The organism is Pseudomonas sp. R4-15, assembly GCF_055768815.1.
The window spans coordinates 1,292,952-1,318,295 of the sequence record NZ_CM147293.1 but is presented as its reverse complement, the minus strand read 5'-3'; the positions used below and the strand labels follow the sequence as shown (position 1 = coordinate 1,318,295).

Below are 25,344 nucleotides of genomic sequence, written 5' to 3'. Positions count from 1 at the left end.
GCCGCGCATGCTAACGCCAAGCGCCGCACAAGGCGAGCCAACTTTGCAGGTTGATGACGTTTGGTCGCGTGGATCGCCGCTTTTCGCGCCGCTAGCCCGGACGTTACCGCCGCTCAACTTTCCAGCAGGAAGGTCACCGGGCCGTCGTTGACCAGGTGTACCTGCATGTCCGCACCAAAACGGCCAGAGGCCACCTCCGGGTGCGCAGCCCGGGCGCGCTGCAGCAGCGCCTCGAACAGCTCGGCACCCAAGGCGGGAGGGGCCGCGCTGGAAAAGCTCGGACGCAGGCCACTGCGGGTATCGGCCACCAGCGTGAACTGCGAGACCAGCAGCAGGCCACCCTCGACATCCCGCAGCGAGCGGTTCATGCGCCCCGCTCCATCGGCGAAGACGCGGTAGTTGAGCAAGCGCTGCAGCAGCTTGTCGACCGCCGCGAGATCGTCCTGCGGCTGCACGCCGACCAGCGCCAGCAGACCATGCCCGATACGCCCGACCACCTCATCGGCGACTTCGACGCGAGCCTGGCTGACCCGCTGGATCAGCGCCCTCACGCTTCTTCGGGAGGCAGCGCGAGGATCTGCCGGGCGAGGCGCCCGGTGGCGCGTACCAGTGCATCCACGGTACCCGGCTCCGTAGCCGCGTGACCGGCATCGCGGATGATGTTCAGCTCGCTGCCCGGCCAGGCCTGGTGCAGTTGCCAGGCATTTTCGAGCGGCGTCACCACGTCGTAACGGCCATGTACGATGACGCCGGGCAGGTGGGCGATCTTCGGCATGTCGCGCAGCAGTTGATCGGGTTCGAGGAAGGCATCGTTCATGAAGTAATGGCATTCGATGCGCGCCACGGCCAGGGCGTTCTCATGGAAGCGCTCCACTGTCGCCGGGTTCGGCCGCAGGGTCAGGGTGCGCCCTTCCCAGCAAGCCCAGGCGCGCGCCGCCGCCATCTGCGCGATCTCGTCGCTGCCGGTGAGCCGACGATAGAAGGCCGGCACCAGATCATCCCGCTCGGCGGCGGGGATCGGCGCGAGGTAGTCCTGCCAGTAATCGGGGAACAGTCGGCTGGCACCCTCCTGGTAGAACCAGCGGATCTCCTGCGGGCGACAGAGGAAGATGCCGCGCAGGACCAGCGCATGCACGCGCTCAGGATGCGTCTGCGCATAGGCCAGCGACAGGGTCGAGCCCCAGGAGCCGCCGAACAGCACCCATTTGTCGATGCCCAGCTTCTCGCGGATTCGTTCCATGTCCGCCACCAGATCCCAGGTACTGTTGTCCTTCAGGCTCGCATGGGGCGTGGAACGGCCGCAGCCACGCTGGTCGAAGGTGACGATGCGATACAGCGACGGATCGAAGAAACGCCGCGAGGACGCATCGCACCCCGCACCCGGCCCTCCGTGCACGAACAGCACAGGGAGCCCTTCGGGGCTGCCGCTCTCGTCCACATAGAGGCTATGGGTATCATCCACCGCCAGGCTGTGGCGGGCGTAGGGTTTGATCTCCGGGTACAGACTGAGCATGGGGCACTCCGGTGGGCGGCAGAAGCGGCAGGAAGCCGGTCACTGTCGCATCATAGCGGGGAATGCTGATGCCAGTCAGCGCCGCCAGATCAGGTCCGAGGTGTCGTAGCCGCGCGCATGGGCGATCTCGAGCAGCCGCTGGCGGGTAGCGGCATCGATCTTTTCCTCGCGACTGAGCAGCCACAGGTATTTGCGATCCGGATGCCCGACCAGGGCGTGCTGATAGTCGTCATCGACGTAGAGCACCCAGTAGTCGCCCTTGGCCAGGCTGGGCAGCAGACGGCTGAAGACGTTGTCGAAGCGCACCCAGAGCTTGTCGGTCCGCCCTTCCACCTGTGGCCAGGCGACACCCGTGGCTTGCTGCCACTCCCCTTCATCGGTCAGGCAGCGGTTGGTCACCGCGATGCGCCCATCGTCGCGAAGGCGGTACTGGGCCTGGGAGCTCACGCAATGGCGCTGGAAGAACATCGGCAGACGTGCCTGCTCGTACCAGGTGCCCGCGTAGCGCTGCAGGTCCACCTGCTGGGTCTGTGGCGGTTGCCCGCCGCTACCGGCACAGCCGGCAAGCAACAGCGTAAGGCAAAGAATGGCAGGCAGGCGCATGATCGTTCCTCCAGGAAATCAGGGCAGGTTGTGCCCGGAAAACAGCATCACCCGCTCACCGGCGTACTGCACGCTGATGTAGCGAGTCTCGTCGCCCCATCGGCAACTGAGCATGCCCAGCGCTCCGGAGCACTCGCGCGGCGAGCCGAGCAGCGCCTCGACTTCGGCCTTGCTCATGCCGGCGGAGAGCTTGTCGTAGTTGCTCTGGGTGACCTTGCTGCAGGCCGCCAGCAAGAGCATGCCGAGCAACAGGAAGGGACGCAGTTTCATGGGGGCGGGCCCTCGTGTTCAGAAACGCGAACCCGGCTCGGCCAGAAAGGCCGCCTCGGCCTCGCTGTCCTGACGTCCGAGTATCGCGTTGCGGTGGGGAAAACGTCCGAAGCGCTCGATCACCTGGCGGTGGCGCCGCGCGAAATCCAGAAAATCGGCGAAAGGCTCGGCGTCCGCCATGGCCTGGCTCAGCGCGGCGAAGGCCGCCTCGCTGCGGCGCTGCGCCTCGAGGTCCTCGGCGTGCTCCAGCACCAGATAGGCGAACACCCGGGCAATCGCCGGCAGATGCGCATCGTGCCCCTCCGCCAGACCGTGCTCCAGCACGACGCGGGCACGGGCATCGCCTGCGAAGGCCGCCGGCGTGCCTCGGTGGATCATTCGCGGCAACTGGTCGAGTAACAGCAACAACCCGAGCCAACCCTGGGGCGAGGCACACCAGGCGTCCAGCTCGCCGGCCAGGGCCTGCTCGGCGAGGGCGGCGAAGCACTCGCGCGCCTGCTCGTCCTGTTCGGCGCGGTAACCGAACCACAGGCGACCGCGTGCCTCGGCAACGCCCTGGGCCTGAGCCAGTTCGTCGGCATCGCGCTGCAGCGGGATACCGAACCACCAGGCGAGCAGGCCGTCCCAGGGCGCGGGCATGCGTCAGGCCTTGTGGTAACCGGTGACCCGCTGGACTTCCTCTTTCGAGCCGAGGAACACCGCAACCCGCTGGTGCAGCGCTTCGGGCTTGATGTCGAGGATGCGCTGGTGGCCGTTGGTCGCGGCGCCGCCCGCCTGCTCGATGAGCATGGACATCGGGTTGGCCTCGTACATCAGGCGCAGCTTGCCGGGTTTCTCCGGCTCGCGGGCATCGCGCGGGTACATGAAGACGCCGCCGCGGGTGAGGATGCGATGCACGTCTGCGACCATCGAGGCGATCCAGCGCATGTTGTAGTTCTTGCCCAGCGGGCCTTCCTTGCCGGCCAGCATCTCGTCGACGTAGCGCTTCACCGGGGCTTCCCAGTGGCGCTGGTTGGACATGTTGATGGCGAACTCGGCGGTGGTTTCAGGCACGCTGATGTTGTCGTGGGTGAGCACGAAGCTGCCCATCTCGCGGTCCAGGGTGAAGCCTTTCACGCCGTCGCCCAGGGTCAGCACCAGCATGGTCTGCGGGCCGTAGATGGCGTAGCCGGCAGCCACCTGCTCGGTACCCGGCTGCAGGAAGGCTTCATCGCTCAGCGGCTCGTTCTGGCTGAAACAGTTACCGGGGCAACGCAGCACCGAGAAGATGGTACCGACAGAGACGTTGACGTCGATGTTGGAGGAGCCGTCGAGCGGGTCGAACGTCAGCAGGTAAGCGCCCTTGGGGTAGCGACCGGGAATCTGATAGACCTTGTCCATCTCTTCGGAAGCCATGCCCGCCAGGGTGCCACCCCACTCGTTGGCCTCCAGCAGGATTTCGTTGGAAAGCACGTCGAGCTTCTTCTGCACCTCGCCCTGCACGTTCTCGGTTTCCATGCTGCCGAGCACGCCGCCGAGCGCGCCCTTGGCCACGGCATGGCTGATTTCCTTGCAGGCACGCGCCACCACCTCGATGAGGAAGCGCAGGTCGGCCGGGGTGTTGTGACTGCGGGTCTCTTCGATCAGGTAGCGGCTAAGGGTGACGCGGGACATGGACGGGCTCCGAAGGCTGGAAAACCGGCGCAGTTTAGCGCGGCGGGACGAACAATGCTGCGTCAGACCCGCACGCCATGCGTGGAGTTCAGCGCAACGGCACGGCCTCCGGCCTGCGGCCGACTGTCGCCGCGGGGCATGCGCTGTCGTTTTTATTGATTGATCGTTCAATTAACACTCCCTAGACTTACCGGCATACGTAATAGCCCGGGAGTCCCAGCATGCCCAAGGTCGGAATGCAGCCGATCCGTCGTTCCCAATTGATCCACGCCACGCTAGAGGCGGTGGACCAGGTGGGCATGGGCGACGCCAGCATTGCCTACATCGCGCGGCTGGCTGGCGTCTCCAACGGCATCATCAGCCACTACTTCCAGGACAAGAACGGCCTGCTCGAAGCCACCATGCGGCACCTGATGAACGCCCTGCGCACCGCGGTGCAAGCGCGCCGCACGGCGCTGCGCGGCACCGGCGAGGACGATCCGCGGGCGCACCTGCGGGCGATCATCGAAGGCAACTTCGACGACACCCAGGTCAACGGTCCGGCGATGAAGACCTGGCTGGCGTTCTGGGCCAGCAGCATGCACCAGCCGCAGTTGCGCCGCCTGCAACGCATCAACGACCGGCGCCTGTATTCGAACCTGTGTGGGGAATTCCGCCGCGTACTGCCCGGCGAGCAGGCGCGGCGCGCGGCACGCGGCCTGGCGGCGCTGATCGACGGCCTGTGGCTGCGCGGCGCGCTCTCGGGAGACGAGTTCGACGTCGCCCAGGCCCTGCGCATCGCCTGCGACTACCTGGACCAGCAACTGCCGACCAGCCACTGACGGCTCCCCCTTCAACCGGTGCGCCAGGGCGCGCCAGGGCAGCGTTTTGCCCGCCTACCGACGAGAGAGGTCGCCATGCCCCGCTTCGCCCCGCAACAGCTGTACATCCACGGACGCCTGCAGGATGGCCAGGGCCCGCTGTTCGAGAGCATCGACCCGGCCACCGGCGACGTACTCGCCCAGGTGCATAGCGCCTCTGCCGCCGATGTGGACGCCGCGGTCGCCAGCGCCACCGAGGGCCAGCGTGCGTGGGCGGCGATGACCGCCATGCAGCGCTCGCGCATCCTGCGTCGCGCCGTGGAAATCCTGCGCGAGCGCAACGACGAACTGGCCGAACTGGAGACCCTGGACACCGGCAAGCCGCTCTCCGAGACCCGCTGCGTGGACATCGTCACTGGCGCCGACGTGCTGGAGTACTACGCCGGCCTCGCGCCCGCCCTGGAGGGCACGCAGATCCCGCTGCGCGAGACCAGCTTCGTCTACACCCGCCGCGAGGCGCTCGGCGTGGTCGCCGGCATCGGTGCCTGGAACTACCCGATACAGATCGCCCTGTGGAAATCCGCCCCGGCGCTGACCGCCGGCAACGCGATGATCTTCAAGCCCAGCGAGGTCACCCCGCTGTCGGCGCTGAAGCTGGCGCAGATCTACACCGAGGCCGGGCTGCCGGATGGCGTGTTCAACGTCCTCAACGGCGCCGGCCCGGCGGTTGGCCAGGCACTCACCGAGCATCCGGGGATCGAGAAGATATCCTTCACCGGCGGCACCGCCACCGGGCGCAAGGTGATGGCCAGCGCGTCGAGCTCGACGCTCAAGGACGTGACCATGGAGCTGGGCGGCAAGTCGCCGCTGATCGTCTGCGCCGACGCCGACCTGGAACGCGCGGCGGACATCGCCATGATGGCCAACTTCTACAGCACCGGGCAGGTCTGCACCAACGGCACCCGGGTGTTCGTCCCGCGCGCGTTGCAGCAGCGCTTCGAAGCGCTGCTGCTCGAACGCGTGGCACGCGTGCGCATGGGCAACCCCCTGGACGAGGACACCAACTTCGGCCCGCTGGTGAGCCAGGCGCACATGCAGAAGGTGCTCGGCTACATCGACGCCGGCCGCGCCGCCGGTGCGCGCCTGCTGTGCGGTGGCGAACGGGCCGGCGGCGAACTGGCCAACGGCGCCTACGTGCAGCCGACCATTTTCAGCGACTGCCACGACGACATGTCGATCGTCACCGACGAGATCTTCGGCCCGGTGATGAGCCTGCTCGCCTACGACGACGAGGACGAAGCCATCGCCCGCGCCAACGCCACGCCCTACGGCCTGGCCGCCGGCGTCGCGACCCGTGACCTGGCGCGCGCGCACCGCCTGATCCACCGCCTGGAAGCCGGCATCTGCTGGATCAACACCTGGGGCGAATCGCCGGCGGAAATGCCGGTGGGCGGCTACAAGCAGTCCGGCGTCGGCCGCGAGAACGGCCTGGTCACCCTGCAGGCGTATACCCGTATCAAGTCCGTCCAGGTGGAAATGGGCGACTTTGGCAGCGTCTTCTAACGCGGAGCACACAGCGATGGAATTCGACTACATCATCATCGGCGCCGGCTCCGCCGGCAACGTTCTGGCGACCCGCCTGACCGAAGACCCCGAGGTCAAGGTCCTGCTGCTCGAAGCCGGCGGCCCCGACCATCGCCTGGACTTCCGTACGCAGATGCCTGCCGCCCTGGCCTACCCACTGCAAGGGCGGCGCTACAACTGGGCCTACCAGACCGACCCCGAGCCCTACATGAACAACCGGCGCATGGAGTGCGGTCGCGGCAAGGGCCTGGGTGGCTCGTCGCTGATCAACGGCATGTGCTACATCCGCGGCAACGCCATGGACTACGACGGCTGGGCGCAGAACCCGGGGCTGGAGGACTGGAGCTACCGCCACTGCCTGCCCTACTTCCGCAAGGCGGAAAGCCGCGACATCGGCGCCAACGACTACCACGGCGACAGCGGTCCGCTGCAGGTGACCACGCCCAAGCCCGGCAACAACCCGCTGTTCCACGCCATGGTCGAGGCCGGCGTGCAGGCCGGCTACCCGCGCACCGACGACCTCAACGGTTATCAACAGGAAGGCTTCGGCCCGATGGACCGCACGGTGACCCGCGACGGCCGCCGCTCCAGCACCGCCCGAGGTTATTTGGACCTGGCCAAGCCGCGCGCCAACCTGAGCATTGTAACCCACGCCCTGACCGAACGGATTCTCTTCGACGGCCAGCGCGCCGTCGGCGTCGCCTACCTCAAGGGCGATGCCCGCGAAGCCACCCAGGTACGCGCGCGTCGCGAAGTGCTGCTGTGTGCCGGCGCCATCGCCTCGCCGCAGATCCTCCAGCGCTCCGGCGTCGGCCCCGGCGAACTGCTGCGCGAGCTGGGTGTGAAAGCAGTGCTCGACCTGCCTGGCGTCGGCGCCAACCTGCAGGATCACCTGGAGATGTACCTGCAGTACGCCTGCCGCCAGCCGGTGTCGCTGTACCCCGCGCTGAAATGGTGGAACCAGCCGCCGATCGGCGCGCGCTGGATGTTCATGGGCAAGGGCCTGGGCGCCAGCAACCAGTTCGAAGCGGGCGGCTTCATCCGCTCCAGCGACGAATTCGAGTGGCCGAATCTGCAGTATCACTTCCTGCCGATCGCCATCAACTACAACGGCAGCAACGCCATCGAGGCGCACGGCTTCCAGGCCCACGTCGGCTCCATGCGCTCGCCCAGCCGTGGCCGCGTGCACGCCAAGTCGCTGGACCCGCGCGAGCACCCGAGCATCCTCTTCAACTACATGTCCCACGAGCAGGACTGGCGCGAATTCCGCGCGGCCATCCGCCTGACCCGCGAGATCATGGCGCAGCCCGCCCTCGACGCCTATCGCGGCGAAGAGCTCTCCCCGGGCTTGCAACTGAGCAGCGATGCGCAACTCGACGCCTTCGTCCGCGAGCACGCCGAGACCGCCTACCACCCCAGTGGCTCCTGCCGCATGGGCACCGGCCAGGACGCGGTGGTGGACGCTGAAGGCCGCGTACACGGCCTGCAGGGCCTGCGCGTGGTGGATGCCTCGATCATGCCGCTGATCGTCACCGGCAACCTCAACGCACCGACGGTGATGATCGCCGAGAAGATCGCCGACCGCATTCGCGGCCAGCAGCCGCTGGCACCGAGCCAGGCGCCCTACTACGTGGCCAACGGCGCGCCCGTACGCGGCCAGCCGCTACGCGAGACCAGCGAACCGGCGCTGCGCAGCAACCCCGCCGCCTGAACGGCTGGCGATTTATCGATCAATGCGCTGCAGGCCACAGGATTCCTGGCCTGTAGCGCTTGACCGACACCTTTTCCACAGTCCGACGCACAGTCCAAGGGGATAACCGCCACTGCGGCGCTGCGCAGCAGCGCTTCGAGGACCCGATTCGGCTTATTCATGAGCCACTCACCGGGCTTTGCGGGGATTGGCGATTTTCCAGCCAATCGGCTACAGCGCCTGAAAATCCTGGGCTACAGGCGGCTACCGACACCTTACCCACAGGCTGGCGCACAGCACCCGGGGATAATCCCAGGAGGCGCTGGCGAGGCGCACCAACCTGGGGAAAACCCAGCCCATGACGCCCCTGGCGATTTTTTGCACGATGCGGCGTAAACCGCGCCAGCGCTGGGCTGCGCCAGCCTGCCGACACCCTGTCCACAGGCCTGCGCACAGCGATTGGGGAAAAGCGCCGGGCCTGCTGACGTTTGGTTCGCGAATGAAACGGGAACAGGCCCTAGTCCATCACCTCCCAGATCTCCCGGGCGTACTCACGGATGGTGCGGTCGGAGGAGAACCAACCGACCCGCGCGGTGTTGAGCACCGCCTTGCGCCACCAGCCCTTCTGGTCGCGCCACTGCTCGGCCACGCGCATCTGCGCGGCCACGTAGGCGTCGAAGTCGGCGCAGACCAGGAAGGTGTCGTGCTGCAGCAGGCCATCCACCAGCGCGGTATAGCGATTCGGGTCATCCGGTGAGAACACCCCGTTACGCACCGCCTGCAGCACCTCATAGAGCCGCGGGGATTCGGCCACCGCCGTGGCGCCGGCCATTTCCCCGGCCTGCTTGCGTGCCTGGACCTGGGCCGCGGTGAGGCCGAAGATGAACATGTTGTCCAGGCCGATGCGCTCGGACATCTCCACGTTGGCGCCGTCCAGCGTACCGATGGTCAGCGCGCCGTTGAGGGCGAACTTCATGTTGCTGGTGCCCGAGGCCTCCAGCCCGGCTGTGGATATCTGCTCGGAGAGGTCGGCCGCCGGGATGATGCGCTCGGCCAGACTGACGTTGTAATTGGGCAGGAACACCACCTTGAGCAGGCCCCGCACGGTGGGATCGGCATTCACCGTGCGGGCGATGTCGTTGGCCAGTTTGATGATCAGTTTGGCCTGGTGATAGCTGGCAGCGGCCTTGCCGGCGAAGATCTTCACCCGTGGCACCCAATCGGTGTGCGGCTCGGCGCGGATCGCCTGATACAGCGCGACCGTCTGCAGCAGGTTGAGCAGTTGCCGCTTGTACTCGTGGATGCGCTTGATCTGCACGTCGAACAGCGCACCGGGATCGACGATGATGCCCAGGTTCTGCTGGATCAGGTCCGCCAGCTTGCGCTTGTTGGCCAGGCGCTGCTCGGAGAAGTGCCGGCGGAAGGTGCTCTTTTCGGCCAGCGGCTCGAGCAGCGCGAGATGGGTCTCCGGATCATCGAGCAGCTTCTCGCCGATGTTGTCCACCAGCAGCGCGGTGAGCTCGGGGTTCGACTGATAGAGCCAGCGGCGGAAGGTGATGCCGTTGGTCTTGTTGCTGATGCGATCGGGATACAGGCGATGCAGGTCGGCGAACACCGTGCTGCGCATCAGGTCGGTGTGCAGCGCCGAGACGCCGTTGACCTTGTGCGAGCCAAGGAAGGCCAGGTTGCCCATGCGCACCCGGCGTCCATTGTTCTCCTCGATCAGCGAGACCGAGCGCAACAGGTCGAAGTCGTGCATGTCCTTGGCACGCAGGGCGTCGATGTGCTGGGCGTTGATCAGGTAGATGATCTGCATGTGCCGCGGCAGCAGGCGCTCCATCAGGTGCACCGGCCAGGTTTCCAGGGCTTCGGGCAGCAGCGTGTGGTTGGTGTAGGAGAGCGTGCCGACGGTCAGCTCCCAGGCCTTTTCCCAGGCGATGTCGTGCTCGTCGACCAACAGGCGCATCAGCTCGGCCACGGCAATGGCGGGGTGGGTGTCGTTGAGCTGGATGGAGGCGTATTGCGGCAGGTTGAGGAAGGTGCCGCGCTGCTTGAGGTGACGCCGCATCAGGTCGGCCAACGAAGCGGCGACGAAGAAGTATTCCTGGCGCAGCCGCAGTTCCTGCCCCGCCTCGGTGCTGTCGGCCGGATAGAGCACCCGCGAGATGCTTTCCGCACGGGCCTCCTCGGCGACCGCGCCGATATGGTCGCCCGCGTTGAAGCGATCCAGGTGCAACTCGCTCTCCGCGCGCGCGCGCCAGAGGCGCAGGGTGTTCACGCTGGCACCGCGCCAGCCGACGATGGGCGTGTCGTAGGCAATCGCACGGACCGCTTCGGCGGGCTTCCAGACCTGCTTCTCGGCGCTGCCGGCAGGGTCGGCGGAGACGCTGCCACCGAAGCCGATCAGGTAGCTGACCTCGGGCCGCTCGAATTCCCAGGGGTTGCCGAAATCCAGCCAGGTTTCCGTCTGTTCCTGCTGCCAGCCGTCGTGGATGGCCTGGCGGAACAGACCATGCTCGTAACGAATGCCATAGCCGTGGGCAGCCACGCCAAGGGTCGACATGCTCTCCATGAAGCAGGCCGCCAGACGCCCCAGGCCACCGTTACCCAAGGCGGCATCGGGCTCCAGGCGACGGATTCGCTCCATGTCCACGCCCAGCTCGTCGAGGGCGCTGCGCGCGACTTCGAGCATGCCCAGGTTGCTCAGGCCATCGAGCAGCAGGCGGCCGATGAGGAATTCGAGGGAGAGGTAATAGACGCGCTTCTCGCCCTCACGGTAGATCCGCCGGGTGTGGTCCATCCAGCGGTCCACCACGCAGTCGCGAGTGGCCAAGGCTATGGCCTCGAACCAGTCGTGGTCGAAGGCGTGGTCCGGATCCTTGCCGACCGCGTAGGTGAGTTTGTAAAGCACCTTGTCGCGGAACTGGGAGACCTTGTCGTCGACGACCGACACTTGCTGATTCATGCTGCTACCTCGCGCATCACAGGATCGAATGGCGGCTCTCCACCACCAGGCTTCTGCAAAGGACAACGGGACGGGGGAAAACGTCAATGCAGGGGCTGTCGAGGTTTCAGTCACCGCCGCAGCGTGCAAAACGTCAACAGATGCCTAGGTCACTCTTCGCTTGAATAACCTAAGCATGAAACAGTCCATTTTCGCCAGCTCGCCCAGGTAAAACAGACCCGCATCGCAGATGCGAAGGCGGGTCAGCGCCGCGCGACGGCATTGGCGCCGTCGCGGGTTGCCGAGTTGGTGCACGGGAGGCGCCGGACGCCTCGGGGAGGGGCAGCGCAGCGTTACTCTTCGCGCGTGCCGGGCGAGCGATACGGCTGCTCGGGGGTTACCCCACCGTCAGGCTGACCGCCTGACGTCGGGCCATTGGCCTGATTGTTGTGTTGCTCATTGGGCTGCTGTACCGGCTCGCCTTCGGCCGGGTGCCCTTGGCTCTCATCGGGCTTGGCCATATCCCGATGCATGGCATCGTGGACGGGCGATTGGCTGGGTTCGACCGAAGGTTCGGGGTCGCCATTGGCGGCGAGCGCCGAACCGGCCAGGCCGAAGAGCATCAACAACGCGAGGGTGGGCGTGCGCATGGGATTCACTCCTGGGGATGTCCCCATTAGGCAGCGCGAGGCGCTCGACGTTCGCCTCACACCCGGCGCAACGGCAAGCGCATGACGAACAGGGACCCCTCGCCCAGGCGGCTCTGCACGCTGAGGCTACCGCCATGGGCGTGGACGATCTGCCGTGCGATGAACAACCCCAGCCCGAGCCCACCGACGCGCTCGCCGTTGTCCACCCGTTCGAACTGGCTGAAGATGCGCGCCTGGTCCTGCTCACAGATGCCGCGCCCCTGGTCGCGCAACGCCAGCACCGCCTCGCCGGCCTCGCAACGCAGGCTCAGGCTCAGCGGTTTGCCCTCGCCATAGCGCATGGCATTGGTCAGCAGGTTGGCCAGCACCTGCTCGATACGGAATTCGTCCCACTCGCCCGGTAATGGCCCGCACAGCTCACTGTGCAACACGTAGCCCGCCTGGGTCAGCTGGGGATGAAAAGCCTCCAGCACCCGCCCGACCAGTTCGCTGAGGTCCATCGGCGCCGGGCGGATCGACAGATGGCCGGTGCGGATGCGACTGACGTCGAGCATGTCGTCGATCAGGCGAATCAGCTTGCGGATCTGCGTTTCGTCCTTCTCCACCATGCCTGCCAGCTTGTCGGGCGTGAAGGCGCTGAGGTTGTCGCGTTCGAGGTAGAGGCGGCGCAGTTGCACTTCCAGGATCAGGGTATTCAGCGGGGTCTTCAGCTCGTGGGAAACCACCGACATGAAGTCGTCGCGCATGCGGATCGCTCGCTGCAACTCGCCCTGCGCCTGGCGCAGCTCGCACAGCAATTGCTCCTGCTCCTGACGGGCACGTTCCAAGGCGCCCAACTGCACGCGCAACGCCTTGCGCTGGCGGTACAACTCGACGAACACCGCGACCTTGCTACGGACCGCATGGGCGTCCAAGGGCTTGTGCAGGAAGTCGACCGCGCCACTCTCGTAGCCCTTGAAGGCATAGTTGGCCTCATGCCCGGCGGCACTGACGAAGACGATCGGTATGTGCCGGGTACGCTCGGCGCCACGCATCATCTCGGCGAGTTGGAAGCCGTCGAGACCGGGCATCTGCACATCGAGGATGGCCAGCGCGAACTCGTGACGCAGCAGCAGTTCCAGCGCCTGCTCGGCGGAACCGGCGGTGTACACCTGGGCAACCTCGCTGCGAATCAGCGCCTCGAGTGCCAGGAGATTCTCCGGGAGGTCGTCGACGATCAGCAGTTTCGCGGGTTCGGCGTCTTCTAGCATTGTGGTCATGTGCCTAGTTCGAGCAGCAGTTCGTGGATGCCGGCAAGCGGCAGCATATAGTCCGGCGTCATCCGCGCCAACGCGGCCCGCGGCATGCTCGCGGCCTGCGCCTCGGCAGGGTCCTGCACGAAGGTCAGGCCACCCGCCTCGGCGATGGCGGCGAGGCCGGCGGCACCGTCGGCATTCGCGCCGGTGAGCAATGCCCCGGCCAGGCGCGGGCCCCAGGCATCGGCGGCAGACTCGAAGAGCACGTCGATCGACGGCCGCGAATAATGCACCCGTGGGTCCATGCTCAGGGAAAAGCTCAGGTCCTCTTCCACCAGCAGATGGTATCCCGGTGGCGCGAAATACAGCGAACCGGGTTGCGGATGCAGCTTTTCCCGCGCTTCGGAGACCTGCAGCGCCGTGCGCTGAGTGAAGATTTCCACCAGTCGGCTGGGGCCGCGCGGCGGCATGTGCTGCACCACCATGATCGGCAGTCGATAGCTCGCCGGCAGGTTGCCGAGCAGGCGAAACAGCGCATCCAGCCCACCCGCGGAGGCGCCTATCACCAGCGCCTCGATCGGCTCCCTGCCGCGGCGTTGCACGCTCATAGCTTGCGGAAGATCCGCGCCGGTTTGTCCTGGGGCTCGAAGGCCTGCGCGTGGGCAGTGAATTCGATGCTTTCCTTGCTGCCCAGGCCGAGGAAGCCGCGGTGGCAGAGGGAGTCGCGGAACAACCCGATGGCGCGATCCTGGAGGTTCTTGTTGAAGTAGATCAGCACGTTGCGGCAGGACACCAGGTGCGTCTCGGCGAACACGCTGTCGGTCGCCAGACTGTGGTCGGCGAAGGTCACGTAGTCACGCAGCGAGGTATCGATCAGCGCGGCATCGTATGCGGCCGTGTAGTAGTCGGCAAAGCTGCAACGCCCGCCCGCCTGCTGGTAGTTGCTGGTCCAGGCGCGAATCTCTTCCAGCGAGTAGACGCCCTGGCGGGCTTTCTCCAGCGACGTCGGGTTGATGTCGGTGGCGTAGATCAGGCTGCGCTCGAGCAGGCCTTCCTCGCGCAACAGGATGGCCAGCGAGTAGACCTCTTCACCGGTACTGCAACCGGCCACCCAGATCTTCAGCGAGGGGTAGGTGCGCAGCAACGGCACCACCTGCTGGCGCAGGGCGAGGAAGTACTCCGGATCGCGAAACATCTCGCTGACCGGGATGGTGAGGTACTGCAACAGGCGATGGAAGGCCGCCGCATCGCGCAGGATGGCACCCTGCAGCTGGGACACGCTGTCCAGCTCGAAGTGGCGTAGCGCCTGCACCACGCGACGCTTCATCGAAGCCATCGCGTAGTTGCGAAAATCGTAGCTGTAGCGCAAGTAGATCGCCTCGATCAGCAAGCGCAGCTCGATTTCCAGCGTACGGTCGGGCATCTACAGCACCTCGAGCTTGGGCAACCAGACGCGGATCAGCGAGAACAGCCGGTCGAGGTCGACGGGCTTGGCCAGGTAGTCGTTGGCCCCGGCGCGCAGACAGCGATCCTGATCGTCCTTCATGGCCTTGGCAGTGACGGCGATGATCGGCAGACGAGCGAAGCGTGGATCCTTGCGGATCAGGGTGGTGGCCTCGAAGCCGTCCATCTCCGGCATCATGATGTCCATCAGCACCAGGTCGATCTCGTTGCCTTCGAACACCTTGTCCACCGCCTCGCGACCGTTGCGGGCGATCTCCACCAGGGCGCCCTTTTGCTCCAGCGCGCTGCTCAGGGCGAAGATATTGCGCACGTCGTCATCGACCAGCAGGATCTTGCGTCCCTCGAAGGCCTTGTCACGGTTGCGCACGCTCTTGAGCATCTTCTGTCGTTCCGGCGGCATGTCCGCCTCGACCTTGTGCAGGAATAGCGTCACCTCGTCCAGCAGGCGCTCCGGCGAGCGCGCGCCCTTGATGATGATCGAGCGCGAATAACGCAGCAGCTCGGCCTCCTCCTCGCGGGTGAGGCTGCGGCCGGTGTAGACGATCACCGGCGGGAAGGCCTGGATCGCTTCATTGGCCATGCGCGCGAGCAGTTCGCTGCCGTCGATGTCAGGCAGCTTGAGGTCGATGATCATGCAGTCGAAGGGACGCTGGTGCAGCAGTTCCAGCGCCTGCTCGCCATGGCCGACCGCGGTGATCTCGATGTCGTCGTCTTCGATCAGACGGGTCACGCTCTCGCGCTGCAAGTCGTCGTCCTCCACCAGCAGCACGCGTTTGACCTTCTGCTCCAGGCGCTGCTCGAGCGCGGCGAAGACGTCCTTCATCTCCTCACGGGTCACCGGTTTCGTCGCGTAGCCGACGGCCCCCATGTGCAGCGCGGCCTCCTTGCGATCCTCCACGGAGACGATGTGCACCGGGATGTGACGGGTGGAGGCCGTTTCCTTGAGGCGCTCGAGCACCGTGAGGCCGGAGTGGTCGGGCAGGCGCATGTCCAGCAGGATGGCGTCGGGACGTTGCTCACGGGCCAGCTCGTAGCCTTCGTCGGCGCCATGGGCCACCAGGCAGCGATAGCCCAGCTCGTGGGCCAGGTCGTAGAGAATCTGCGCGAACTGTCGCTCGTCCTCGATGACCAGCACGCAGCGTTCGCCGCTGGCGGGCTGCTCGCGGTCATCGGGAAACGTCGGCAGCGCGGGGGCGGGGGCGGCTGCCGGTTCAGGCTTGGGCTTCGGCGCGACCACGGCGGGCGGCGGCAGCGGCTCCACGCGCGCGGTCTGCTGCGGCGCGGCCGCCTCGGCGTCATAGCGCAACGGCAACAGCAGGGAGAAGCAGCTGCCCTTGCCCGGCTCGCTGCTGACGCTGATCCGCGCGCCGAGCATGCGTGCCAGCTCGCGGGAAATCGACAGACCCAGGCCGGTACCGCCGTGACGCCGGTTGGTGGTGCCGTCGGCCTGGCGGAACGCTTCGAAGATCACTTCCTGCTGTTCGGCGGCGATGCCGATGCCGGTGTCCTGCACGCGGAACAGCACGCCCTCGGGGACGTGGGAGACATCAAGGATGACGCGCCCCTGATCGGTGAACTTCAGCGCGTTCGACAGCAGGTTCTTGAGGATCTGCTGCAAACGCTGGCTGTCGGTGTGCACACTCGGCGGCAGGTCGCTGGCGAGCTGCACGACAAAGTCCACGCCCTTCTGCTCAGCCAGCGGCTGGAACAGCGAACGCAGGTTCTCGGCCAGACGCGCCAGGCCGGTGTCCTCCGGATGCACGTCCATCTTGCCCGCCTCGACCTTGGACAGGTCGAGGATGTCGTTGATCAGGCTGAGCAGATCGTTGCCGGCGGAATAGATGGAGTTGGCGAACTTCACCTGCTCTTCGCTGAGGTTGCCCTGGGGGTTGTCGCCCAGCAGCTTGGCAAGGATCAGCGAGCTGTTCAGCGGCGTGCGCAGCTCGTGGGACATGTTGGCGAGGAACTCGGACTTGTAGCGGCTGGCGCGCTGCAGCTCTTCGGCACGGGTCTCCAGCATCGCCTGGGCCTGCTGCAGGTCGCGGTTGCGCTCGCCGAGTTGATCGCGGTGCTGCTCCAGGGCCTGGGCCTGCTGGGCCAACTGCTCGTTGGTCTGCTCGAGCTCCGCCTGCTGCGCTTCAAGGGTCGCCTGGGAGTCGCGCAGCGCCGAGGACTGTGCCTCCAGCTCGTCGTTGGCACTGCGCAGCTCTTCCTGCTGAACCTGCAATTCCTCGTTGAGCGCCTGGGCCTCGGACAATGCGTTCTGCAGGCGCTGGCGATAATCGGCGGCGGCCAGTGCCGAGCCGATATTGCCCGCCAGCAGTTCCAGCAGTTCGACGTCCTCGTCGCCCAGCTCGCGCAGGAAACCCAGTTCGATCACGCCCTTGAGTTCGCCATTGTCGTGGACCGGCACGATCAGCGCCGACTGCACCGGGCTGTCGCCCAGCGAAGAGGAGACCCGCAGGTAGCCCGGCGGCAGCTTGTCCAGCCGCTGGGTCCGACGCTGCTGCACGGCGCGGCCGAGCAGCCCCTCGTCCAGCCCCATGTCGCTCCGCGTGCTGCGTTGCGCGGCATCCAGGCCGTAGTCGGAGATCAGCCGCAGACGGCCTTCCTGATTGCTGTAGAGCGTGCCGGCGACCATTCGCAGATAACGTGCGAGAAACGCCAGGATGCTCTCGCCGAGCGCCTTCTGCGCCAGTTGCCCGATGACCTCCTCGGCCAGTTGGCTCTGCCCGGCGCGCAGCCAGGACTGACGCTGCAGACGCTCGGTGTGCTCGCCCTGCAGGCGCAGCACCTCATCGTAGGTGGCGGACAGACGGGTCAGCTCGCGACGCCCCATGGCCGCAAGGAAGGCGCTGATCAGCAGGGTCAGCAGGATGAAGCCGCCGACGCCGAAGAGGGTGAAGGATTCCGCCGCCTCGCTGCGCTCACGGCGTAACTGGTTCTCGCGGGCGATCAACTCGGAGAAGCGCTCGCGAATGCTGTCCATCATGCGCTTGCCGGAGAGGTTGCGCATGAGCTCCACGTAGCGGCCGTCATCGGCCTCCCGCGATTGCATCAACTGTTCCGCATAACGCTGCCACTCGGTGTGATCGGCGGCGATGCGCGACAAGCGCTGCAGCTGGACCGGGTCGTCGGCGAGCGCTTCCTGCAACTGTTCGAGTTGTCCGGGCAGGCGCTCACCGGCGCGCAGGTAGGGCTCCAGGAACAGGCGTTCGTTGGTGACCAGATAACCCCGCAGGCCGGTCTCCATGTCGACCACCAGCTTGAACGTCTCGTTGGTCTCGCCAATCAGTTGGTCGGAGCGTTCGATCTGCTGGCCGATGCTCAGCAGGTAGTAGATGACCACGCCGAAGAACAAGGAGCTGAGCAGGCCCAGGCCGAGCGGCATGGCGACATTGCGCCTCAATATCCGGTTGAAGTTGCCCTGGTCGATGGCGTCGTTTCGGGTCATCGCTGCTCTGCGTCCTGTGCCGAGATGGGCCGGTCAGCGTGACTGACCGGCACGGGGACCGTTGATGGTAAACCAGTGGCACACGCGGCCGCGAGCACCGGACCGCGCCGCTCAGCGGCGCGCGATCACCCACACGGCATGCACGATGCCGGGGATGTAGCCGAGCAGCGTCAGCAGGATGTTCAGCCAGAAGGCGCCACCGAGGCCCACTTGCAGGAATACGCCCAGCGGAGGCAGGAGGATGGCGAAGATGATGCGGATGAGGTCCATGCGGATTGCTCCTTGCGGTGAGGTCAACCCGCATGGGACCGGGGGAGCGCGCCGGAGGTTCCGACGTTTAGGGTCTGTTGCAGCGTCTTTCGCGAGCCGTAAATGACGCGGCAACAGACCCTCGGCCTCAGCTCTCGCTGGCCTCGCCCGCTTGCTGACGCTGCAGTTCCTGCGCGTAGAGGGCGTCGAAGTTCACCGGGGCGAGCATCAGTGCCGGGAACGAACCACGAGTGACTAGGTTGTCCAGCGCTTCACGGGCATAGGGGAACAGGATATTCGGGCAGAACGCACCGAGGGTGTGGCTCATCGAAGCGGCATCGAGGCCCTTGATGAGGAAGATGCCGGCCTGCTGGACTTCGGCGATGAAGGCGATTTCCTCGCCATTCTTCACGGTCACGGAGAGCGTCAGCACCACTTCGTGGAAGTCGCCTTCGAGCGGCTTCTGCCGGGTGTTCAGGTCCAGGCCAACGCTGGGCTGCCAGTCCTGACGGAAGATCTCGGGGCTTTTCGGCGCCTCGAAGGACAGGTCACGCACGTAGATGCGTTGCAGGGAGAACTGGGGTTGCTGGGCGCCTTCGGCGGCACCGTTCTGTTCGCTCATGGGTGTTGGCCTTTTACTGACTTGCTTGAGGTTAGGAATTTCCGGCAGCGAGCAGGGCGTCCAGGCGACCGGCCCGCTCCAGGGCGAAGAGGTCGTCGCAACCCCCGACATGGGTCTCGCCGACCCAGATCTGCGGCACCGTCTGGCGCCCGGCCTTGCGCGCCATCTCGGCACGCAGCGAGGGGTTGCCGTCGACCGGAACCTCCTCGAAATCGACGCCCTTGCGGGCCAACAGTTGCTTGGCACGGATGCAGTAGGGGCACCAGGCGGTGGTGTAGATCAGGGTTCTGGACATCGTCACTTGACCACGGGGAGGTTGTCGCCGCGCCATCCGGAAATCCCGCCGGACAGTCGGGCAGCCTTGAAGCCGGCCTTTTCCATTTCACGGACGCAAGTGCCCGCGTGCTGGCCGGCGGCGTCGACCACGATCAGCGTCTTGGCCTTGTGCTTCTCCAGTTCGGAGAGGCGGTTGACCAGTTTGTCATGGGGAATGTTCACGGAATCGACGATACGACCGCCATCGAACTCCTTCTTCGTCCGCACGTCCAACACCACAGCCTCACCGCTGTTGACCATCGACGTCAGCTCGCGGTTGCTCAGGCTGCGCCCACCGCGACGCAGTTCGTTGAACGCCAGCAGCGCCAGCAGCGCCACGAAAACGCCGCTCAGGTAATAGTGGGTGGAGACGAATTCAATCAGCTTGGCGACCATCTTGGGGTTCCGGCACGGTAAAATGCCGGCCAGTATACACAGCGTCCCCAAGCGGCTGAACCCTGACCGTTGCGGTGACGGCCTGTGCCCCTGGGGGTAGAATGACGCCCCTTTTTTCGACCATCGGAAGCCTTGCGAGCCGCCCATGACGCCCACGCCCAAACCCCTGGTCCTGATCATCCTGGACGGCTTCGGCCACAGCGATCACCCCGAACACAACGCCGTCATGGCGGCGCGCACGCCGCGCCTTGAAGCGCTTTACGCGCGTCAGCCGCATGGCCTGATCTCCGGTAGCGGGATGGACGTCGGCCTGCCCGACGGGCAGATGGGCAACTCCGAAGTCGGCCACATGAACCTCGGTGCCGGGCGCGTGGTGTACCAGGACTTCACCCGCGTGACCAAGGCGATCCGCGACGGCGAGTTCTTCGAGAACCCGGTGATCGGCAAGGCCGTCGACCAGGCCGTGGGCGCCGGCAAGGCCGTTCACGTACTCGGCCTGCTGTCCCCCGGCGGCGTGCACAGCCACGAAGAGCACCTGGTGGCGATGTGCGAAATGGCGGCCCGCCGTGGCGCCGAGAAGATCTACCTGCACGCCTTCCTCGATGGCCGCGACACGCCGCCCAGGAGCGCCCAGGCATCGCTGGAGCTGCTCGACGCGACCTTCGCCCGCCTCGGCAAGGGGCGTACCGCCACGCTGATCGGCCGTTACTTCGCGATGGACCGCGACAACCGCTGGGAGCGCGTGCAGCAGGCTTACGAGCTGATCGTCGATGGCAAGGCCGAGCATCAGGCGCAAAGCGCCGTCGCCGGGCTGCAGGCCGCCTACGAGCGCGGTGAGAGCGACGAATTCGTCAAGGCCACCGCCATCGGCGAGCGCGTGCGTGTCGAGGATGGCGACGCCGTGGTGTTCATGAACTTCCGCGCCGACCGCGCCCGCGAGCTCAGTCGCTGCTTCGTCGAGAAAGACTTCGACGGCTTCGCGCGCGCGCGCTGCCCGCAGCTGGCGAGCTTCGTCATGCTCACCCAGTATGCCGCGAGCATTCCCGCCCCCTGCGCCTTCCCGCCCTCCGAGCTGCACAACGTGCTGGGCGAATACCTGGCGAACAACGGCAAGACCCAGTTGCGCATCGCCGAGACCGAGAAGTACGCCCACGTCACTTTCTTCTTTTCCGGTGGCCGCGAAGAACCCTTCGAGGGCGAGCAGCGCATCCTCATCCCGTCGCCCAAGGTCGCCACCTACGACCTGCAGCCGGAAATGAGCGCCCCCGAGGTCACCGACCGCATCGTCGAGGCCATCGAGCAGCAGCGCTTCGACGTCATCGTGGTCAACTACGCGAATGGCGACATGGTCGGCCACACCGGCGTCTTCGACGCGGCGGTGAAAGCCGTGGAATGCCTGGACACCTGCGTCGGCCGCATCGTCGACGCCCTCGAGAAGGTCGGCGGCGAGGCACTGATCACCGCCGACCATGGCAACTGCGAGCAGATGGAAGACGAAAGCACCGGCCAGGCGCACACCGCGCACACCACCGAGCCGGTGCCCTTCATCTATGTCGGCCAGCGCACGCTGCGGATTCGCGAGGGCGGCGTGCTCGCCGATGTGGCCCCGACGATGCTGACGCTGCTCGGCCTGCCGGTTCCCGGCGAGATGACCGGCAAGTCGCTGGTGGAGTTCGACTGACCGCCAGCGCAGCGTCGAGCGCCCCGTCTGCTTTTTAGGCATACTAGAGCGCCGCATGCCGCGCGACATGGGCCTGGCAATCGCCAGGCCATCGAATTCGCCCACCGCCCCAGCCGCCGAGGTTGCTACCCCCCGATGCGTCGAGTGCTCACTGTGCTGCTGCTGGCCTGCCTGTTCGGCAGTGCCCAGGCCGACGAGAAGGCCAATACCCAGAAGGAACTGGAGGCCGCGCGCCGCGATATCGCCGAGCTCAAGCAGGTGCTCGGCAAGCTGCAGGATGAAAAGGGCAGCGTCGAGAAACAGCTGCGCGGCACGGAAAAGGACATCGGCGACCTGCAAAAGCAGATCGACGGCCTGCAACGGCAGATCGAGCAGAACCAGAAGGAGCTGCAGCGGCTCGACGAGGAAAAGACCACCCTCGAAGGTGCCCGTGTCGAACAACAGCGACTGATCGCCATCCAGGCACGCGCCGCCTACCAGAGCGGCGCCCGCCAGGAGTACCTGAAGCTACTGCTCAACCAGCAGAACCCCGAGCAGTTCGACCGGGTACTGACCTACTACGACTACCTGAGCCAGGCGCGTACCCGGCAGTTGCAGCAGTTCGACGAGACCCTGCGCCAGCTCGCTGCGGTGCAACGGGACATCGACGCCGAGCAGGCGCAGCTGGCCGAGCGCAGCAGCGCGCTCGACGAACGCCGCCAGGCGCTGGGCGAGGCCCGCGAACAGCGTCAGCAGGCCCTGGCCAAGCTGGAACGCGAATACAGCACGCGCAACCGCCGCCTCGAAGCCCGCGAGAAGGATCGTGAGCAGCTCGCCGAGGTGCTGCGCACCATCGAGCAGACGCTCGCCCGGCAGGCGCGCGAAGCCGAGGAAGCGCGCGCACGCGCGCTGGCCGAAGCCCGTCGCCGCTCCAGCGAGGCCCCTCGCTCCGGAGGCGCCGACCAGGCCCTGGTCAGCAGCGCCTCCACCGGTTTCGGAGGCCCCTTCGCCAAGGCCCGCGGCAAGCTGCCCTGGCCGGTGAACGGGCACATCGTCGCGCGCTTCGGCACCCAGCGCGGCGAGGACAGCCGCAGCACCTGGGACGGCGTACTGATCGGCGCCAGCGATGGCGCCGCAGTCCACGCCGTCCACGGCGGCCGCGTGGTGTTCGCCGATTGGTTGCGCGGTGCCGGGCTGCTGGTGATCATCGATCACGGCGGCGGTTACCTGACGCTCTACGGCCATAACCAGAGCCTGCTGAAGAAAGCCGGCGAACTGGTCAAGGCCGGTGATACCGTAGCTACCGTCGGCCGCAGCGGCGGCCAGCAAAGCCCCGCGCTGTATTTTGCGATTCGTCAGCAAGGGCGTCCCACAGACCCTTCACAATGGTGCCGCGCGCAAGGCTAGCGCGCACTCAATCGACCTGAACCGGAGTTCGACATGCCGCAGCTGCGCCACTTCCTTCGCCCCTCCTCGCTTGCCCTCGCCCTGGCGCTGGGTGCGGCCGGCAATGCCGTGCAGGCGCAGCAGCAGCCTCCCGCCTCGCTCGCGCCGATCCCGGTCACCCAGGAGAACAGCAAGGCTCCCCTGCCGCTGGATGAATTGCGCACCTTCGCCGAGGTGCTCGACCGCATCAAGGCCGCCTATGTCGAGCCGGTGGACGACAAGACGCTGCTGGAGAATGCCATCAAGGGCATGCTCAGCAACCTCGATCCCCACTCGGCCTACCTCGACCCGCAGGAATTCGCCGAGCTGCAGGAGAGCACCAGCGGTGAATTCGGCGGCCTGGGCATCGAGGTCGGTATCGAGGACGGTTTCATCCGCGTAGTCTCGCCCATCGACGACACCCCGGCCTCCAAGGCCGGGATCGAAGCCGGCGACCTGATCGTCAAGATCGACGGCCAGCCCACCAAAGGGTTGTCGATCAACGAGGCGGTGGACAAGATGCGCGGCAAGCCCGGCAGCCCCATCGTCCTGACGCTGGTGCGCGAGGGCGGCCAGCCGTTCGACGTCAAGCTCGAACGCGCGGTGATCAAGGTGCAGAGCGTGAAGAGCCAGTTGCTCGAGAAAGGCTACGGCTACCTGCGCATCACCCAGTTCCAGATCAACACCGGCGAGGAAGTCGGCAAGGCGCTGGCCAAGTTGCACAAGGAGAACGGCGGCAAGCTCGACGGCCTGGTGCTGGACCTGCGCAACAACCCCGGCGGCGTCCTGCAGGCCGCGGTGGAGACGGCCGACCACTTCCTCACCAGCGGCCGCATCGTCTACACCAAGGGGCGCATCCCCAACTCCGAGCTCAGCTTCAGCGCCAACCCGGACGACGCCAGCGAAGGCGTACCGCTGGTGGTGCTGATCAACGGCGGCAGCGCCTCGGCGGCGGAGATCGTCGCCGGTGCCCTGCAGGACCAGAAGCGTGGCGTGCTGATGGGCACCGAGAGCTTCGGCAAGGGCTCGGTGCAGACCGTGCTGCCGCTGAACAACGATCGCGCCCTGAAACTCACCACCGCGCTGTACTACACGCCCAACGGGCGTTCCATCCAGGCCCAGGGCATCGTCCCCGACGTCGAGGTGGCACGCGCCAAGGTGACCCGCGAGAAGGACGACGGCGAAGTGTTCCGCGAAGCCGACTTGGCCGGTCACCTGGGCAATGGCAACGGTGGTGCGGATCGTCCCAGCGGCAGCCGCAGCGAACGCCAGCCGCGCCCGCAGGACGACGACTTCCAGCTGAACCAGGCGCTTAACCTGCTCAAGGGGCTGAGCATCACCCGCGAGCGTTAAGGTGACGCTCGCGCTGCGCCGGCGGCTGGCGACGTTACCGGCCCTGCTGTTCTGCCTGCTGCTTTCTCTGACCACCCAGGCCGCCACGCCGGCGCGCCTGGCCGTGGTGATCGACGACCTCGGCCAGCACACGGCACTGGATGCACGGGTGATGGCCCTGCCGGGACCGATCGGCATGGCGATCATGCCGGACACACCGCACGCCGCGAGCCTGGCCCGCACCGCCCATCGCGCGGGCCGCACTCTGCTCCTGCACCTGCCCATGGACCCCGCCACCGGCCCGTTCGCCTGGCACCCCGGGATGCCCCGGGAAACCCTCGAACAACGCCTGCAGGCCGCCCTGGAGGCGGTTCCCTATGTCAGCGGCGTGAACAACCACATGGGCAGCCGAATGACTGCGGACGGCGAGGCCATGGCCTGGCTGATGGAGGATCTGCAGCGCCGCGGCCTGTTCTTCCTCGACAGTCGAACCAGCGCGGCCACCCAGGGTGCCGCCCAGGCGCAGCGTATCGGCCTGGCGAGCCTGTCGCGCGACGTGTTCCTCGACAACGACCCCAGCGAGCGGGCCATCGACGGCCAGCTCGACAAGGCCCTGGAACTGGCGCGCCGGGAGGGCTCAGCGGTGGTCATCGGCCATCCCTACCCCAGCACCCTGGCGGTACTGGAGCGGCGCCTGCCGAAGCTCGCCGAGCAGGGCGTGGAATGGATCGACATCGAACAGATGATCGCCCTGCGCAGCAACCGCGCGATGCCCGCCCATGGACACGACGGCATCTACACCCCCGCCCAGCGTCAACCCCGCCCGGATGGCGAGCGTCGAGCGAATTTGCAGAAGAACCGCTAGCCGTCGCGCAGCAGGCGCCCCAGGTCCACCGGGTCGCCGGGTTTGCAACCGAGCCCGGAACGCACTTCCTCGAACAGTTGGTCGTACTGCGGATGCAGGCGAAACAAGGCCGCGTGCCGCGGGATCACGCCGCGCTGGTGCAGACAGCGCGAGGCATAGTGGAGAAAATTGTCGGCGCGATCACGGCCGAGCTCGAAACGCTCATCCAGCGGCTGCTCGTCGACATGTCCCCGCAACTCGAAACAGGCACGCGGTTCGCTGCCGCCACCGTGCTCGATGCGATACCCGAGGACGACATCGAAACCAGGCGATTCGGCGCGGGGCAGACGGGAAATATGCAGCTTGGCGGAAGGCAACGACATGGGGACCCTCGAATCCGATGCAGGCTCCGCGGCAGGCACGCAAGGCCCACTACAGAGCGGTTTTTCAGTTGCAGGATGCCCCCAGAACACCCGCTAGAACAAGTCGTTCGGATCAATGTATAGGTCGCTTCGTGACTTGACGGTCGGGCATCGCGTCAGCATAGCTGTGCCATGAAACCTTCATCCGTCCGTCCCGAATCGATAGCCTGTGGTATGCGCCAGCCCTGGCGGCGCCCACAGCAACTCAGAAAAACGCCG

The 25,344-nt window shown here is 66.4% G+C and carries 24 protein-coding genes; 7 read left to right on the top strand and 17 right to left on the bottom strand.

Going from position 1 to position 25,344, the window contains the following annotated elements:
- Positions 1-113 precede the first annotated feature (113 nt).
- The 6 genes from dtd to ACYRGX_RS06195 all read right to left on the bottom strand — a co-directional run bounded on the left by dtd (position 114) and on the right by ACYRGX_RS06195 (position 4,039).
- Entirely contained in the window at positions 114-551 is a 438-nt protein-coding gene (gene dtd, locus ACYRGX_RS06220) for a D-aminoacyl-tRNA deacylase (protein WP_473055738.1), read from the bottom strand.
- Positions 548-1,513: a prolyl aminopeptidase gene (gene pip / locus ACYRGX_RS06215; protein ID WP_473055737.1), complete on the bottom strand. Its 966-nt coding sequence runs from the start codon at positions 1,511-1,513 to the stop codon at positions 548-550. The genes dtd and pip overlap by 4 nt, the downstream gene beginning before the upstream one ends.
- Before the next feature lie 75 nt (positions 1,514-1,588).
- Positions 1,589-2,116 (bottom strand): lipocalin family protein, encoded by a 528-nt coding sequence (locus tag ACYRGX_RS06210; RefSeq protein ID WP_473055736.1) that lies wholly within the window; start codon positions 2,114-2,116, stop codon positions 1,589-1,591.
- Positions 2,117-2,134: 18 nt separating this feature from the next.
- The gene (bamE, locus tag ACYRGX_RS06205) at positions 2,135-2,386 is read right to left on the bottom strand and encodes an outer membrane protein assembly factor BamE domain-containing protein (protein WP_473055735.1); all 252 of its coding nucleotides are present in this window, start codon (positions 2,384-2,386) and stop codon (positions 2,135-2,137) included.
- Positions 2,387-2,404: 18 nt separating this feature from the next.
- Positions 2,405-3,025 carry a DUF924 family protein gene (locus ACYRGX_RS06200; RefSeq protein WP_473055734.1) on the bottom strand — a complete coding sequence of 207 codons (621 nt, stop codon included), beginning with the start codon at positions 3,023-3,025 and terminating at the stop codon, positions 2,405-2,407.
- Between the two features lie 3 nt (positions 3,026-3,028).
- Positions 3,029-4,039, bottom strand: a complete 1,011-nt coding sequence (locus ACYRGX_RS06195) for a class 1 fructose-bisphosphatase (protein ID WP_473055733.1) — start codon at positions 4,037-4,039, stop codon at positions 3,029-3,031.
- A 221-nt stretch (positions 4,040-4,260) separates the two neighbouring features.
- Between ACYRGX_RS06195 and betI the strand changes: the two genes are divergently transcribed.
- From betI to betA, 3 genes are all read left to right on the top strand, one after another.
- Entirely contained in the window at positions 4,261-4,860 is a 600-nt protein-coding gene (gene betI, locus ACYRGX_RS06190; protein ID WP_473055732.1) for a transcriptional regulator BetI, read from the top strand.
- A 75-nt stretch (positions 4,861-4,935) separates the two neighbouring features.
- On the top strand, positions 4,936-6,402 hold the full coding sequence (gene betB, locus ACYRGX_RS06185) for a betaine-aldehyde dehydrogenase (RefSeq protein ID WP_473055731.1): 1,467 nt from the start codon (positions 4,936-4,938) through the stop codon (positions 6,400-6,402).
- A gap of 16 nt (positions 6,403-6,418) precedes the next feature.
- Positions 6,419-8,134, top strand: coding sequence for a choline dehydrogenase (gene betA / locus ACYRGX_RS06180; RefSeq protein WP_473055730.1), 1,716 nt, complete (start codon positions 6,419-6,421; stop codon positions 8,132-8,134).
- Between the two features lie 496 nt (positions 8,135-8,630).
- Here betA and ACYRGX_RS06175 read toward each other — a convergent pair whose 3' ends face one another.
- The 10 genes from ACYRGX_RS06175 to ACYRGX_RS06130 all read right to left on the bottom strand — a co-directional run bounded on the left by ACYRGX_RS06175 (position 8,631) and on the right by ACYRGX_RS06130 (position 19,442).
- Positions 8,631-11,078 carry a glycogen/starch/alpha-glucan phosphorylase gene (locus ACYRGX_RS06175; protein ID WP_473055729.1) on the bottom strand — a complete coding sequence of 816 codons (2,448 nt, stop codon included), beginning with the start codon at positions 11,076-11,078 and terminating at the stop codon, positions 8,631-8,633.
- A gap of 332 nt (positions 11,079-11,410) precedes the next feature.
- The gene (locus ACYRGX_RS06170; RefSeq protein WP_473055728.1) at positions 11,411-11,707 is read right to left on the bottom strand and encodes a hypothetical protein; all 297 of its coding nucleotides are present in this window, start codon (positions 11,705-11,707) and stop codon (positions 11,411-11,413) included.
- Positions 11,708-11,763: 56 nt separating this feature from the next.
- Positions 11,764-12,957: a hybrid sensor histidine kinase/response regulator gene (locus tag ACYRGX_RS06165; RefSeq protein WP_473056641.1), complete on the bottom strand. Its 1,194-nt coding sequence runs from the start codon at positions 12,955-12,957 to the stop codon at positions 11,764-11,766.
- A gap of 5 nt (positions 12,958-12,962) precedes the next feature.
- Complete coding sequence (locus ACYRGX_RS06160) at positions 12,963-13,550, bottom strand: chemotaxis protein CheB (protein WP_473055727.1); 588 nt, start codon at positions 13,548-13,550, stop codon at positions 12,963-12,965.
- Positions 13,547-14,365 (bottom strand): CheR family methyltransferase, encoded by an 819-nt coding sequence (locus ACYRGX_RS06155; RefSeq protein WP_473055726.1) that lies wholly within the window; start codon positions 14,363-14,365, stop codon positions 13,547-13,549. Before ACYRGX_RS06155 ends, ACYRGX_RS06160 begins: the two co-directional genes overlap by 4 nt.
- On the bottom strand, positions 14,366-17,860 hold the full coding sequence (locus tag ACYRGX_RS06150; protein ID WP_473055725.1) for a response regulator: 3,495 nt from the start codon (positions 17,858-17,860) through the stop codon (positions 14,366-14,368).
- A 111-nt stretch (positions 17,861-17,971) separates the two neighbouring features.
- Entirely contained in the window at positions 17,972-18,130 is a 159-nt protein-coding gene (locus ACYRGX_RS06145; RefSeq protein ID WP_473055724.1) for a YqaE/Pmp3 family membrane protein, read from the bottom strand.
- A gap of 127 nt (positions 18,131-18,257) precedes the next feature.
- Positions 18,258-18,731 (bottom strand): protein-export chaperone SecB, encoded by a 474-nt coding sequence (gene secB, locus ACYRGX_RS06140; RefSeq protein WP_473055723.1) that lies wholly within the window; start codon positions 18,729-18,731, stop codon positions 18,258-18,260.
- 31 nt (positions 18,732-18,762) lie between these two features.
- Complete coding sequence (grxC, locus tag ACYRGX_RS06135) at positions 18,763-19,026, bottom strand: glutaredoxin 3 (protein WP_473055722.1); 264 nt, start codon at positions 19,024-19,026, stop codon at positions 18,763-18,765.
- A 2-nt stretch (positions 19,027-19,028) separates the two neighbouring features.
- Complete coding sequence (locus ACYRGX_RS06130; protein ID WP_473055721.1) at positions 19,029-19,442, bottom strand: rhodanese-like domain-containing protein; 414 nt, start codon at positions 19,440-19,442, stop codon at positions 19,029-19,031.
- Between the two features lie 145 nt (positions 19,443-19,587).
- On the opposite strand from ACYRGX_RS06130, the gene gpmI reads away from it, so the two are divergent.
- The 4 genes from gpmI to ACYRGX_RS06110 all read left to right on the top strand — a co-directional run bounded on the left by gpmI (position 19,588) and on the right by ACYRGX_RS06110 (position 24,724).
- Positions 19,588-21,123: a 2,3-bisphosphoglycerate-independent phosphoglycerate mutase gene (gene gpmI, locus ACYRGX_RS06125; protein WP_473055720.1), complete on the top strand. Its 1,536-nt coding sequence runs from the start codon at positions 19,588-19,590 to the stop codon at positions 21,121-21,123.
- A 135-nt stretch (positions 21,124-21,258) separates the two neighbouring features.
- Positions 21,259-22,509, top strand: coding sequence for a murein hydrolase activator EnvC family protein (locus ACYRGX_RS06120; RefSeq protein WP_473055719.1), 1,251 nt, complete (start codon positions 21,259-21,261; stop codon positions 22,507-22,509).
- Between the two features lie 42 nt (positions 22,510-22,551).
- Complete coding sequence (locus ACYRGX_RS06115; protein WP_473056640.1) at positions 22,552-23,880, top strand: S41 family peptidase; 1,329 nt, start codon at positions 22,552-22,554, stop codon at positions 23,878-23,880.
- Position 23,881: 1 nt separating this feature from the next.
- Positions 23,882-24,724, top strand: coding sequence for a divergent polysaccharide deacetylase family protein (locus tag ACYRGX_RS06110; RefSeq protein WP_473055718.1), 843 nt, complete (start codon positions 23,882-23,884; stop codon positions 24,722-24,724).
- Here ACYRGX_RS06110 and ACYRGX_RS06105 read toward each other — a convergent pair.
- Complete coding sequence (locus ACYRGX_RS06105) at positions 24,721-25,086, bottom strand: DUF5064 family protein (protein WP_473055717.1); 366 nt, start codon at positions 25,084-25,086, stop codon at positions 24,721-24,723. The two genes, ACYRGX_RS06110 and ACYRGX_RS06105, sit on opposite strands and share 4 nt — an antisense overlap.
- Positions 25,087-25,344: the final 258 nt, after the last annotated feature.